At 66.6% G+C, this 12,134-nt stretch carries 10 protein-coding genes and 1 pseudogene; 5 read left to right on the top strand and 6 right to left on the bottom strand.

Annotation, left to right across the window (positions count from 1 at the left end; all coding sequences use genetic code 11):
* Nucleotides 1-76: 76 nt before the first annotated feature.
* Complete coding sequence (gene erpA, locus QX135_RS17135) at nucleotides 77-418, top strand: iron-sulfur cluster insertion protein ErpA (RefSeq protein ID WP_315711699.1); 342 nt, start codon at nucleotides 77-79, stop codon at nucleotides 416-418.
* Between the two features lie 15 nt (nucleotides 419-433).
* Here erpA and QX135_RS17130 read toward each other — a convergent pair whose 3' ends face one another.
* The 3 genes from QX135_RS17130 to QX135_RS17120 form a co-directional block, all read right to left on the bottom strand.
* A complete protein-coding gene (locus tag QX135_RS17130; protein WP_316177949.1) occupies nucleotides 434-2,749 on the bottom strand; it encodes an ATP-binding protein in 2,316 nt (771 codons plus the stop codon).
* Between the two features lie 761 nt (nucleotides 2,750-3,510).
* Nucleotides 3,511-4,251 (bottom strand): metallophosphoesterase family protein, encoded by a 741-nt coding sequence (locus QX135_RS17125; RefSeq protein WP_316177947.1) that lies wholly within the window; start codon nucleotides 4,249-4,251, stop codon nucleotides 3,511-3,513.
* Between the two features lie 267 nt (nucleotides 4,252-4,518).
* Nucleotides 4,519-5,424, bottom strand: coding sequence for a LysR family transcriptional regulator (locus QX135_RS17120; protein WP_316177945.1), 906 nt, complete (start codon nucleotides 5,422-5,424; stop codon nucleotides 4,519-4,521).
* Nucleotides 5,425-5,519: 95 nt separating this feature from the next.
* Between QX135_RS17120 and styA the strand changes: the two genes are divergently transcribed.
* The 4 genes and pseudogenes from styA to QX135_RS17100 all read left to right on the top strand — a co-directional run.
* A complete protein-coding gene (styA, locus tag QX135_RS17115; protein ID WP_316177943.1) occupies nucleotides 5,520-6,767 on the top strand; it encodes a styrene monooxygenase subunit StyA in 1,248 nt (415 codons plus the stop codon).
* Between the two features lie 16 nt (nucleotides 6,768-6,783).
* Entirely contained in the window at nucleotides 6,784-7,311 is a 528-nt protein-coding gene (locus QX135_RS17110; protein WP_316177941.1) for a flavin reductase family protein, read from the top strand.
* Between the two features lie 430 nt (nucleotides 7,312-7,741).
* Nucleotides 7,742-8,533 carry an exodeoxyribonuclease III gene (gene xth, locus QX135_RS17105; protein ID WP_316177939.1) on the top strand — a complete coding sequence of 264 codons (792 nt, stop codon included), beginning with the start codon at nucleotides 7,742-7,744 and terminating at the stop codon, nucleotides 8,531-8,533.
* Nucleotides 8,534-8,604: 71 nt separating this feature from the next.
* Nucleotides 8,605-8,985 (top strand): annotated as a pseudogene (locus QX135_RS17100) (serine hydrolase); the annotation flags it as partial.
* Here the strand turns inward: QX135_RS17100 and QX135_RS17095 are convergent.
* Genes QX135_RS17095 through ureC form a run of 3 tightly spaced genes read right to left on the bottom strand, consistent with a single transcriptional unit; the run spans nucleotide 8,940 to nucleotide 12,132 of the window.
* Nucleotides 8,940-9,788 carry an urease accessory protein UreD gene (locus QX135_RS17095; protein WP_316177937.1) on the bottom strand — a complete coding sequence of 283 codons (849 nt, stop codon included), beginning with the start codon at nucleotides 9,786-9,788 and terminating at the stop codon, nucleotides 8,940-8,942. The pseudogene QX135_RS17100 and the gene QX135_RS17095 overlap by 46 nt on opposite strands.
* On the bottom strand, nucleotides 9,785-10,429 hold the full coding sequence (gene ureG, locus QX135_RS17090; RefSeq protein ID WP_316177936.1) for an urease accessory protein UreG: 645 nt from the start codon (nucleotides 10,427-10,429) through the stop codon (nucleotides 9,785-9,787). Before ureG ends, QX135_RS17095 begins: the two co-directional genes overlap by 4 nt.
* On the bottom strand, nucleotides 10,426-12,132 hold the full coding sequence (gene ureC / locus QX135_RS17085; RefSeq protein ID WP_316177934.1) for an urease subunit alpha: 1,707 nt from the start codon (nucleotides 12,130-12,132) through the stop codon (nucleotides 10,426-10,428). The genes ureG and ureC overlap by 4 nt, the downstream gene beginning before the upstream one ends.
* Between the last annotated feature and the right edge of the window lie 2 nt (nucleotides 12,133-12,134).

Genomic DNA, 12,134 nt, shown 5'->3' with positions numbered 1-12,134 from the left:
CGGAGCCCACTTAACTATGGGGAGTGCCCGGCACCAAATGAATAGGGCATGACGCGCCTCCCGGAGACCCATTGCCATGACTGATGCCTCGACCGGCCCCGTCACCATCAGCGAACGCGCCGCCCGCCGCATCGGAGAGATCCTCGGCAAGGAGAGCGCCGGCGCGATGCTGCGCATCTCGGTCGAAGGCGGTGGCTGCTCCGGCTTCCAGTACAAGTTCGACATCGACCGCGCCAAGGCGGACGACGATCTCGTCATCGAGCGCGATCGCGCGGTGGTGCTGGTCGATCCGGCCTCGGTGCCGTTCCTCGCCGGCTCGGAGGTCGATTTCGTGGACGACCTGATGGGCGCCTCGTTCCGGGTCAATAATCCCAACGCCACCGCCTCCTGCGGCTGCGGCACCAGCTTCTCGGTCTAGCCTCCGTCGTATCGGTCAGACCTCCGCGGTAACGGCAGGGCCGTCGGACGGCGCAAGCGTTGGCCCTTCAAGGCTCGGTGCGGGCGTTCCGATTGCCTTCAGCATCGCCGCCACCATGGCCGGCTTGCGCAACGGCTTGGCCAGAAAGTCGGTCATGCCGGCCTCGCGGCACTGCTTGATGTCGTCCGGGAAGGCGTTGGCCGTGAGCGCGATGATCGGGAGCTCGGCGAGCCGCCCGCCCCTCGCCCGGATGGTCCGGGTCGCAGTGATGCCATCCATCTCGGGCATGCGGACGTCCATCAGCACCAGATCGAATTCCTGTTCGTCCGCCGCCTTCACCGCCTGCAAGCCATCCGGAACGATGCATTTGTCGACCGCGAACTCCTGCAGCATCTTCGACACCACCATGCGGTTGGTGGCGTCGTCCTCGGCGATCAGGACGCGCAACGGACGGCCGAGCGCTTCGATCCGCGCCTTGAGGTCACCGGCGCCGACGCGGTCGCCGCGCTGATCGGACACCTGCTTGTCGCTCCACGGCAGGGTCAGGCTGAAGCGGAAGGTCGAGCCTTCGCCCTGTACCGACGACACCGCAATCGATCCGCCCATCTGCTCGATGATGCGCCGGGAGATCGCGAGCCCCAGCCCGGTGCCGCCGAAGCGGCGATTGATCGACGCATCGGCCTGGGCGAAATCCGTGAACAGCTTGCCGACGCGATCGGCGGGAATGCCCATGCCGGTGTCGGAGACGCGCCACTCGATCGTCGCCTTGTGATCGTCCCGCGTGCGGCAGGCTACGGCAATGGTGACGCCGCCGCGCTCGGTGAACTTCACCGCGTTCGATGCAAGATTGATCAGGACCTGGCGAATGCGCGCCACGTCGCCCTTCAGAGCCGGCGGCAGCTTCGGATCGATGTCCGCGTTGACCAGCAGGCTCTTCGATTTCGCATTGACCCCCATGATGGCGGTGACCGCCTCGACCAGGGCTGCCGGCGAAAAATCCACCGTCTCGAATTCGAGCTTGCCGGCATTGAGCTTGGACAGATCGAGGATGTCGTTGAGGATGCGCTGCAGATTGTCGCCGGACTCGCGGATCGTCATGACCGCGTGGCGCTGCTCATCGTCGAGCTTTGTCTCCAGCAGGGTCGAGGCGAGCCCGAGCACGCCGTTCATGGGCGTGCGGATCTCGTGGCTCATCATCGCCAGGAAGTCGGACTTGGCACGGCTCTCGGCCTCCGCCTGCTCGGCCCGCCAGCGCTCGGTGACGTCGCGGCCGAAGCCGCGATAGCCCGCGAACTTGCCCTCATGGTCGCGCGCCGGCCGCGCCGTCAGCGCCCAGCGGCGGCGCTCGCCGCCCGCGACCACGACATGGATCAGGATCTCCGGGATCGACAGCCGCTTTGCCATGCGGTCGGCGAGAGTCGAAAGCGTCGCCGTATCCGTCGGGCAGAGATATTTCAGCGTATCGATCAGCCGCTCGCCCTTGAGCTGATCGAGCGGAAGCTGCGCCACGTCGGCGAAGCGCTGCGGCGCGTCGATCAGACGGCCCTCGGCATCGGTCTGCCACAGCCAGCTCGCGGCGTTCTCCTGGAATTCCTTCAGCAGCAGCGAGATCGTCTCGTTCTGGCGCTCATGCCGGATCTGCGCCTTCAGGTTCTCCAGGAACACGTTGCCGTGCGACACCAGGTGACGCACCATGAACGAGGTGTAGAGCAGCAGGAACACGACGAGCACGAGATAGGTCGCGCCGCCGCACAGAAACAGCGACCCCACCGAGGCGAGCATCAGGGTCCAGGTGTAGGCGAGGCCGGCCCGCGGCACGCTCGACATCGCGAACGCGCCACCGGAGATCATCCCGGTCATCAGCGAGCCCACGATGATCTGCAGATGCGGATCGACCTGCGGCATCACGATCAGCGGCAGCGATCCCCAGATGGTCGCCAAGAAAAACGCCTGGAGCGTCATCCGGGAGATGGCGCGTTCGGACGCCTCCTGCGGCCGCGACTTGCGCGCGCGCCACCAGCCGCGCAGCGCCATGCCGCCGGCCACGGCGATCGCGGCGCCCCACGCGATGAGGAAGAGATTGGAGACGGTGCTCCAGAACACGCCGAGAATGATCGCCGCGTTGGCGAAATTGATGCCGATGGTCACGGGGACGAGGCGCGCGACGGCATCGACCTGCTGCGCCCGGATGCGCCGGCGATCGCGCTCGGTCAGCGCTTCATCGTCGAGACCTTCGATGGCGCCGAAGCCGCCGATCCAAAGGAAGAAGGCACCCAGCGGGCTGCCACCGGCCGTTCGCTTCGAGCGCGTGGGATCCCCAGGCCAATTCATGAGCGCGCAGAACCTTCCTTGTGATCCCTTGCCATGCCTGACCGGCTGCTTCAGCCGCGTTAATTGTCCCGCCCGTAGAATTACGGAAGCTCCGAACGCGCGCGCTGACAGGGCTGGATGCAACTCGTCGTTCTCGCGGCACGATATGCCCGAGTCATGATCGTCGATTTCACCCTCGTTGAGGTCGAGGGCGCAGGGAATGCCGGGTGCTGGCCGCAACCCATGGCCCGCCTGCAGAAAAAAAGCAGGCGGCAGTCACCACAGGTCCAGCCGGTCAACCGGCATTCCCTGCGCAACGGCTCTACGCCTTATACGCACTCTCCCCGGGGACCGGCTTGATTGCCCCCGTGACCGGCGGATCATCGTCCCCACCGGCTTGGCCTCAGCATCGGGAGACCAGGACCATGCGATTTCGGCGTGCGCCAGGACTGTTCGTCCGCACGGCATCAGCCATGCTGCAGTCCACAGCGCCCGTCGCATCCCACCCCGCGTGTCGTGACGATCGCGATACGCCCCTCGTGCCGGGGCGGGACGACCTGAATGAAGCACGATTTCTGATAAAAAGAAACAACGAAATTTTTCGACGCGGGACTGGACAGGGCAAATCAGCTTGAAGCGACTGACGAAAATCCTTTCGGCGCGCAGACGGATTCGACGCCGGCCGCACCGGCTGACGCTCGGAGAATACACAAGGCCGCGCCACCGATTTGCCCGACGGGCACGCGCGAGGGCCAGTGTCGCGCCGCGCTCGGACCGATCCCTCAGATCACCGCGCCGGATGCGTAGGCGCTGGCCCAACGCGGAAACCCGTTCTCCATGGCGCGCGCCGCGGCGCGATCCCAGTCGTAGGTCAGCGCGAACAACTCCGCCTGCCAATGTCCGCGCCGCTCCGTCAGAACGGCATAGCGCGCGTGCGGCGAGCGATATTCGAGCTGGGCAGCGACGGGGATGTCGCCGAATACGGGGCAGCCGACGCTGCCGGGATTGACGACCAGAGGCCCGCGCGGCACCTGCACCATCGCCTGCCGATGGCTGTGGCCACACAGCACCAGCGTGGCGCCGCCGAGATTGACGAGACGCGCGGCCAGCACGTCGCGACGCGCCGAGACGTAGCGGCCGTCGTCGAGCATCTCTTCGAGGAGGCAGGTGCTGTCGTCATCCGGCGTGCCGTGGACGGCAAGAATACCCTGCTCCAACGCGATCCGCGCCGGCAAGGCATGCAACTGGCGTCGCTGCTCAGGCGTGAGCGCCGCACGCGCGAAGCGGCCGACCGGCGACAGCTTCTCCTCCGGCCATTCCTCGATCCAGCGGTCATGATTGCCGCGCACCGTCGGCAGCGCCAGCGACTGCAGCAGCTCGAAGGTTTCCTGCGGCCATAGCGGGCTCGTGACGCAATCGCCGAGATTGACGGTGGCATCGACGCTGCGGGTCGCGATGTCGGCGAGCACGGCCTCCAGTGCCGGAAGATTGCCATGCACATCGGAAATCACGGCCAGTCGCATTGTCGTTTCCTCGCGTCGCAATTCGTAGTGATCACTTGAGACAGAGCCATAGCATGATCGTCATTGCGAGCGAAGCGAAGCAACGCAGGGCGACCCAGGAACTCTGGATTACTTCGCTTCGCTCGCAATGACGGCGCAAACGTAGGGTGGGCAAAGCGGCGCCGAAGGCGGCGCGTGCCCACCATCGCGATCATGTTGTGGAACGGTGGGCACGGTGCTCGCGACGCTGGCGCGTCGCTGTGCGCCTTTGCCCACCCTACGATTCTCTCATTGCGGCGCATTGATCGCGAACACATCGGCGCGCTCGATGATCAGGTCGCGAAACAGACGCGCCCTATGCGACATCCATTGCGGATCGGGATAGACGACGTGCAGCGGCAGCGACGGGACGTCGTAGTCGGGCAGCAGATGGATAAGCTTGCCCGACGCGATATGCTCCACCGCGCACCAGTCCGGCAGCACGGCAGCGCCGAGCCCTTCCAGCGCGGCCAGGGTCATGATGTCGGCGTCGTCGCACGTGAGCGATGGCATGATGCCGACGACGTGGCGGCCGGTCTCGGACTCGAAGCTCCATTCGTTCTTTGGCGACAACCGCGAATAGGTCACGCAGGGGAGCTCGCGCAGATCGTTCGGCAGCCGCGGCTGACGGTGCCGGGCGAGCAGCGTGGGCGCTGCGACCAGCAGCCGCTTCACGGTGCCGACGCGCCGCGCGACCAGCGAGCTCGAGCTGAGCACGCCAATGCGGATGGCGAGCTCGGTGCCGGTCTCGACGAGATCGACGAACTGCTCGGTGAAGCGGATGTCGAGCCGCACCTCGGGATAGCGCCGGCCGTACTCGGCGAAGATGTCGGCGAAGAAGAAACGGCCGAACGAGGTCGGCACCGTCATCCGCAAGGTCCCGGAGGGAGCGCCGACGCGGCGCGGCGACGGCACGCCGGCGCTCTCGAACAAGGTGACGATGTCCTTGGCGAGCTTGAGGACGCGATCGGCCTCGGCGGTCGGACGCAGCTTGCGCGTGGTGCGGACGAACAGGCGGCAGCCGAACTGCTCCTCCAAGAGCGCGATGCGCTTGGTGATCGCCGGCTGTCCCAGGCCGAGATCGGCCGCGGCCTGGGTGAAGCTGCCGGCCTCCATGACGCGGATGAAGGTCTGCAGCGCGTCGATCCGGTCCATCCATTCCTCCCCGGAATGAGTTTTATTCTCGTCATTCCGTATACGTCAGGAGGCGGCCTGGTCTAGCCTCTCAAAAAATCAAACGGAGGGAGACCATGGAGAAGTCGATTGGCATTGTCGGAGCCGGCATCGGCGGGCTGCATCTCGCGCTCTATCTGCAAAAGCATGGCGTCCGGGCGACGGTCCTGACCGACCGCGAGCCCGAGCAGTATGCTGCAACGCGGCTCATGAACACGGTGGCGCACCACGGCGTCACGGTGGCACGCGAGAACGAGCTCGGCGTGAACCATTGGGACGATCCTGATGTCGTCTATCATCACCATGATCACTTCTTCAATTTTCCGGGCAGCCCCCTGCTCTTCCGCGGCGCGTTCAAGCAGCCGAGCCGGGCCGTCGACTATCGGATCTATTTGCCGGCGCTGATGAAGGATTTCGAGGATCGCGGCGGCGCGATCGAATATGCCAGCATTCAGGACGACGACATTCCGGCGCTGGTGGCGCGCTTCGACCTGCTGGTGGTATCGACCGGCAAGGGCGCGCTGGGGCGGATGTTCAGCCACCGGCCGGAGCTGTCGCCCTACAACCAGCCGCAGCGCCTGCTCTGCGTCGGCCTGTATGACGGCGTCGACCACGGCAGCCCCGACCGCGACGATCCGCGCGGCGTGACGCTATCGGTCTCGCCGGGGCATGGCGAGATGATCGTGATCCCGACGCTCACCTTCGGCGGCATGAAGACAGCGCTGCTGATGGAGAACATTCCCGGCGGCGACATGGCCGAGCTGGTGTCGCTCAACTACGACGCCGATCCCTCAGCCTTCCGGCAGACGCTGCTCGACAAGCTGGAGAAGCACCATCCGCACACCTACAACCGGATCGACACGCACCGCTTCGATCTGCAGCCGCTGGACCTCTTGCAGGGCGCCGTGGTGCCGACCGTGCGGCGCTCCTCGGTCAGCTTCGACGACGGCAAGATCGCGATCGCGCTCGGCGACGTGCACTCCGTGGTCGATCCGATGATGGGCCAGGGTGCCAACATGGCCTCCTATGCCGCATTCGAGCTTGGCAAGGCGATCACCGAGGCGGTGGCGTTCGACGACCGCTTCGTCGAGACGGTCGATCGTGCGCGCGAGAACCGCGTGCTCGCCGCCGCGCGCTGGACCAACCTGATGCTGCAGCCGCCCTCGGAGGCGATGGGCCGGCTGATCTTCACCATGGCGCAGGATCGCGGGCTCTGCGACGAGTTCACCGACAATTTCAACTATCCGGAGCGGCAGTGGGACCGGCTGGCGAGCGAGCGGCGGATTCATGCCTGGATCGATGACCGAGCAAAGCTTGCAGCGTGATGGCGGAGAGAAGCCGATGAGCCATCAGCCTGACCCGGCCAGTTTTCGCGCGGCCGCGTCGCGGTTCTCGACCGGTGTGACCGTGGTGACCAGCAGCGGTGACGACGGCGCGCCGGTCGGCATGACGGCCAACAGTTTCACCACGGTCTCGACGCAGCCTCCGACGGTGCTGGTGTCGCTGAAGCACGGCCGGACGTGGCAGGCGGTGAGCGAGACGCGCCGCTATGCGGTCAATGTGCTCGCGGCCGATGACGTCGCAATCGGCCGGCATTTCGCCGGCGCGCTGCTGCCGCAGGGCGCGCCGGCCTTGGACGAACGCGACGGGTTCTTCCTGCTGCCGCAGGCCATCGCGCAGTTCGGCTGCGAGGTCGTCAGCACGGTCGAGATCGCTGACCACACGCTGTTCATCGGCGAGGTCCGCTGGTGCCGGCACAGGGACGGCCTGCCGCTCGCGTTCTACGCCAGCCGCTTCCGCAACGGCTTGGGTGCGGAGATCTTGCCGGGCGATGCGCCGGCGTATCCGGCGGAGGGATGGAGCATTTGACCGCGTGGCGCGGTGGGCACGGCGCTGCGCGCCTTTTGCCCACCCCACCAGTCGACGGAAGTCTGATGCGGTTCGCCGGGACGACTTAGTGAGCCAAACATCGTCACATTGAAGACTGCGGGTCCGGCACAGTCGTGAGGCTCAACCGCCGATCGGTCCGGGGTCGATGCCCCCCGTTGTGGCGGCTCCAGGATGACCGGAGCGCGGCCACGTGACGATCGAACCTGAATTTTACCGCCCACCCCGCCTCGCCGTCAAATGGATCGGCACCGCAGGCGCCAGCCCTGCGGCCGGTGGTTCACAGGAGTTGCGCGCGTCGTCAGCTAGCGGCGCTCGTTCAGCCTGTGATTCCACGCCATTCGCCTTGACCGGGGTGGTCGCGGCTTGATCTAACCGAGGCCGTTTCTCCTTCCCCCGGGAACCTCAGGCCATGCGCATCGCCACCTGGAACGTCAATTCGGTCCGGCAGCGGATCGATCACCTCCTCACCTGGCTGAAGGAGTGCGCGCCGGATATCGTCTGCCTGCAGGAGATCAAGTGCACCGATGACGCATTCCCCAGGCTGGAGATCGAGGCGCTCGGCTACAACGTCGTCACCCACGGCCAGAAGACCTTCAACGGCGTTGCGCTGCTGTCGAAGCTGCCGTTCGACGAGACCAAGTCCGGGCTCGATGGAGATGCCGAGGATGTGCATGCGCGCTTCCTGGAAGGCGTGGTCAGCCTGAAGCACGGCGTCGTCCGCATCGCCTGCCTCTATCTGCCCAACGGCAATCCGCCGAACACAGAAAAATATCCCTACAAGCTCAAATGGATGTCGCGGCTTCGTGACTATGCGCGTGAACGGCTGAAGACCGAGGAGCCGCTGATCCTCGCAGGCGACTTCAACGTCATCCCCACGGCGGCCGACGTCTCCAATCCGGAGGCCTGGGTCGAGGACGCGCTGTTCCGGCCCGAGACGCGCGAGAGCTTCCAGTCGCTGCTCGGCCTGGGGCTGACGGACGCGCTGCGCGCGGTGACCGATGCGCCCGGGCAATACACGTTCTGGGACTATCAGGCGGGCGCCTGGCAGAAGAACATGGGGATCCGAATCGATCATCTGCTGCTGTCGCCGCAGGCCAGCGACCGGCTGGTCGAGGTCGGCATCGACAGCTATGTCCGCGCCTGGGAGAAGCCGTCCGACCACGTGCCGGTGTGGGCCGATTTCGATCTCGAGACGGCGTAGACTCGAGGACGGTTCCTGTGATGCGTTACTCACGGCGGCAATTGTTTCCGCTCGCGCTCGTGCCCCTGCTGGTGAAGCCCGAGCTCAATGAAAGCGTGCCGGGCGATCCCAGGGACACCACGACGCCGGCGGCGATGGCGCAGACCTTGGCGAAGCTGACGACCGGCAATGCCCTGTCAACCGCATCGCGTGACGTCCTGAACGGCTGGCTGATCGGCTGCAAGACCGGTGGTGCCAAGCTGCGCGCCGGCCTGCCCGGCGAATGGCGCATCGGCGACAAGACCGGCGCGGGTGAGCGCGGCAGCAGCAACGACGTTGCGGTGATCTGGCCGACGGGACGCGCGCCGGTGATCGTGACGAGCTATCTCACGGAGACCAAGGCCAGCGACGACAAGCGCAACGCGGTTCACGCGGCGGTCGGCCGAGCCGTCGCCAGCGCGCTCGGGGCCTGAGCCGCCGCCTCGCGATAGATCGCGGCGATCGCGTCGAATCCGGTGCGCAGCTGACGCATCTCGCGGCCGGCGAGGCGCACGCCGAGACCGGCGCTATCCGGCAGCAGGCTCGCCGCAGCGTAGAGGGCGCCGATGCAGGACAGCGCATCGGCGAGACGCTGGCGGAGCGCGGTGAGATCGTGCGTCGGGGGCAGCATCAGCACGGCCGAGCCGAACGCGCGATGGCCCTTGAAGACGGCGATATCGGGATCGCGCAGCTGCATGCGGTCGATCAGGAGCGGCTCCTCGCCCGTCCGGCGCACGACGAGCGTGGAGTCGAGCTCGCGGAACAAGCGCCCCTGCCCGTCCGGGTCATGCATCGTGAAGGCGTCGGTCACGAGCGCCGATGCATCGGCGGCGCAGTCCAGGTCGAGCACTTGGCACAAGGCCGCCCCGGGAAACAGGATGCGCGGCTCGGGTCGGTAGTCGAGCGACGCGCCGGCCGCGACGCGCAGCAGCACCTGCTCCACCGCCCGCGCGCCCGGCTCGGCGCGATGCACTGACGTTGCGCCCTGCGTCGTCAAGCAGGCCGCCGCACCCGGGCCAAGCGTGAACCGTTGCGTCAGCCGGTCCTCGCCATGCACCGCGCCACTGCCGGTCTGCAGGATCACGCTGAGGAGATCAGGCCGCTCTGCATCGGTGTGGAAGCTGCGCGTCAGCACGAACGGCCAGGCGAACAGCCGGCGGTCGATCACGGTGCGGCCGCCGCGCCGGACGAAGCTCAGGTCAAGCCGCGGCTGCTCTATGGGGACGCCATCGGTCACGTGCGGAACAGCACCTCGCGCTCGAGCAGGTCGACGATCGCTTCAACGCCCTCGCCGCGCCGGCAGTTGGTCAGCAGCACCGGCCGGCCGCCGCGGACTTCCGTTGCCTCGCGCTGCATGCGGGCGAGATCGACGCCGACATGCGGGGCGAGATCGACCTTGTTGATGACGAGCAGATCGGCGCGGATCACGCCGGGACCGCGCTTGCGCGGGATGTCGTCGCCGCCGGCCACGTCGATCACGAACATCCAGAAATCGGTGAGGTCGCGCGAAAAGGTCGAGGCGAGGTTGTCGCCGCCGCTCTCCAGCAGGATCAGCTCGACGCCGGGAAAGCGCCGCTCCAATTCGTCGGCGGCCTCGATGTTGAGCGTCGGGTCCTCGCGGATCACGGTGTGCGGGCAGGCGCCGGCCTCGACCGCCGAGACTCTTTCAGGATCGATCAGGCCGGAGCGGCGGACGCGCTCGGCATCCTCTGACGTGACGAGATCGTTGGTGATGATTGCGATGTCGATGCCGCGCGCCTGCAGCGCCGGGATCAGGCGTTCGACCAGCGCCGTCTTGCCGGAGCCGACGGGGCCGCCGACGCCGACGCGCGCCGCGGTCATGGGCTGATCGACGCGGGTGAGAACGAGCCGGCTCATCGCAGCATGAACCTCCTTGCGAGCGGCACCGTGGTGGCCGGCGGGCACATCAGCAGCTTGCCGTCGGCGCGCACCTCGAAAGTCTGCGGATCGACCTCGACATGCGGCATCGCCGCGTTTCTGATCATGTCGGTCTTGCGCAAACGGCGGACGTTCTTGATCTGCACGGTCTCACGTCCCAGCCCGAGCTTGCGGCGAATGTCAGCCTCGACCGCGAGCTTTGACATGAAGTTCACGCCGAGCCGCTGTGGCGCCGCGCCGAGCGCGCCCCACATCCGCTTCTGGATCATCGGCTCCGACAGCCCGAGGCTGCCGTTGCCGTCGCCCATCGCGGCCCACACCGGGAAGCCGTTCTTGATCACCATATAGGGCTTGAGGCCGAACGAGGCGCGTGGCCACAGCACGAGATCGGCCATCTTGCCGACCTCGATCGAGCCCACGACGTGATCGATGCCAACGGCGATCGCCGGGTTGATCGTGAGCTTGGCGACGTAGCGCTTGATGCGCTCATTGTCGGCGCGTGCGGTCGCCTCCTCCGGCAGGCGGCCGATGCGGTCCTTCATCACGCTGGCGAGCTGCCAGCATTTGGCGACGTTCTCGGCCAGCCGGCCCATGCCTTGCGTGTCCGTACCGAAGATCGAGATCGCGCCCATGTCGTGGAGGAAATCCTCCGCCGCCATCGACTGCGCCCGCACCCGCGCCTCGCCGAACATGACGTCCTCGGGCGCATTGTAGTTGAGCTGATGACAGATCATCGTCATCGGCACGCCCTCCTCCATGCCATAGGAGGTGTAGGGATTGGTCGGGTTGGTCGAGGACGGGATCACGTTGGGCCACGACACGACCTTGAGCAGGTCGGGCGCATGGCCGCCGCCGGCGCCCTCGACGTGGTACATGTGGATGGTGCGGCCATCGACCGCGGCCATCGTGTCCTCGCAGAAGCCGTATTCGTTGATCGAGTCGGTATGCAGATGCACGGCGAAATCGTTGCGGTCGGCGGCGATCAGGCTCTTGTCGATCACGTCGGGCGCGGCGCCGAAATCCTCGTGGATCTTGACCGACATGCCGCCGGCCGCGACCGCCTCCTCGACCGCTTCGGGGTTGGAGCCGCCGCGGCCGAACAGCGCGTAGTTCAGCGGCGAGAACTCGATCGATTTGAGGAAATGGCCGAAGTTCGGCCCCGAGCCGCTGCCGACGTCGAACACCGGCCCCGAGCCGTTGCCAACCAGGGTCGTGGTGCCGCCGGCGAGGGCATGATCGGATTGTTCCGGCGAGATCAGATGCGCGTGGGATTCGATCGAGCCCGCCGTGACGATGAACGGGCCGCCGGCGATCGGCGCGGTGGTGTGTCCCACCACCATGTCGGGATGCACGTCCGGCATCACGTCGGGGTTGCCGGCCTTGCCGATGCCGACGATGCGGCCGTCGCGAATGCCGATGTCGGCCTTCACGATGCCGGCGACGGCATCGATGATGGTGGCGTTCTTGATGACGACGTCGAGCACCTTGTGCTGACAGGTGCGATGGCCGGCGATGGCCTCGCCGTCGCGCAAATTCTTGCCGGCGCCGACCAAAAGCTCATGACCGTAGGTCGTGTAGTCGTGCTCGATCTCGGCGAGCAGGCTGGTGTCAGCGAGCCGGATCAGATCGCCCTTGGTCGGGCCGTAGAGCTCGGCATAGGCGCGGCGGGTCAGTGTGGCCATGA

The sequence above is a fragment of the Bradyrhizobium sp. SZCCHNR1098 genome (assembly GCF_032489375.1).
In the GTDB taxonomy this organism is placed as follows: Bacteria; Pseudomonadota; Alphaproteobacteria; order Rhizobiales; family Xanthobacteraceae; genus Bradyrhizobium.
Note: the sequence above shows the minus strand (reverse complement) of the source record. Positions and strands in the feature narration are given on the sequence as shown.

Coding starts and splice junctions, on each gene's coding strand:
- erpA (WP_315711699.1), top strand. CDS start 77: ATGACTGATGCCTCGACCGGCCCCGTCACCATCAGCGAACGCGCCGCC.
- QX135_RS17130 (WP_316177949.1), bottom strand. CDS start 2,749: ATGAATTGGCCTGGGGATCCCACGCGCTCGAAGCGAACGGCCGGTGGC.
- QX135_RS17125 (WP_316177947.1), bottom strand. CDS start 4,251: ATGCGACTGGCCGTGATTTCCGATGTGCATGGCAATCTTCCGGCACTG.
- QX135_RS17120 (WP_316177945.1), bottom strand. CDS start 5,424: ATGGACCGGATCGACGCGCTGCAGACCTTCATCCGCGTCATGGAGGCC.
- styA (WP_316177943.1), top strand. CDS start 5,520: ATGGAGAAGTCGATTGGCATTGTCGGAGCCGGCATCGGCGGGCTGCAT.
- QX135_RS17110 (WP_316177941.1), top strand. CDS start 6,784: ATGAGCCATCAGCCTGACCCGGCCAGTTTTCGCGCGGCCGCGTCGCGG.
- xth (WP_316177939.1), top strand. CDS start 7,742: ATGCGCATCGCCACCTGGAACGTCAATTCGGTCCGGCAGCGGATCGAT.
- ureG (WP_316177936.1), bottom strand. CDS start 10,429: ATGAGCCGGCTCGTTCTCACCCGCGTCGATCAGCCCATGACCGCGGCG.
- ureC (WP_316177934.1), bottom strand. CDS start 12,132: ATGGCCACACTGACCCGCCGCGCCTATGCCGAGCTCTACGGCCCGACC.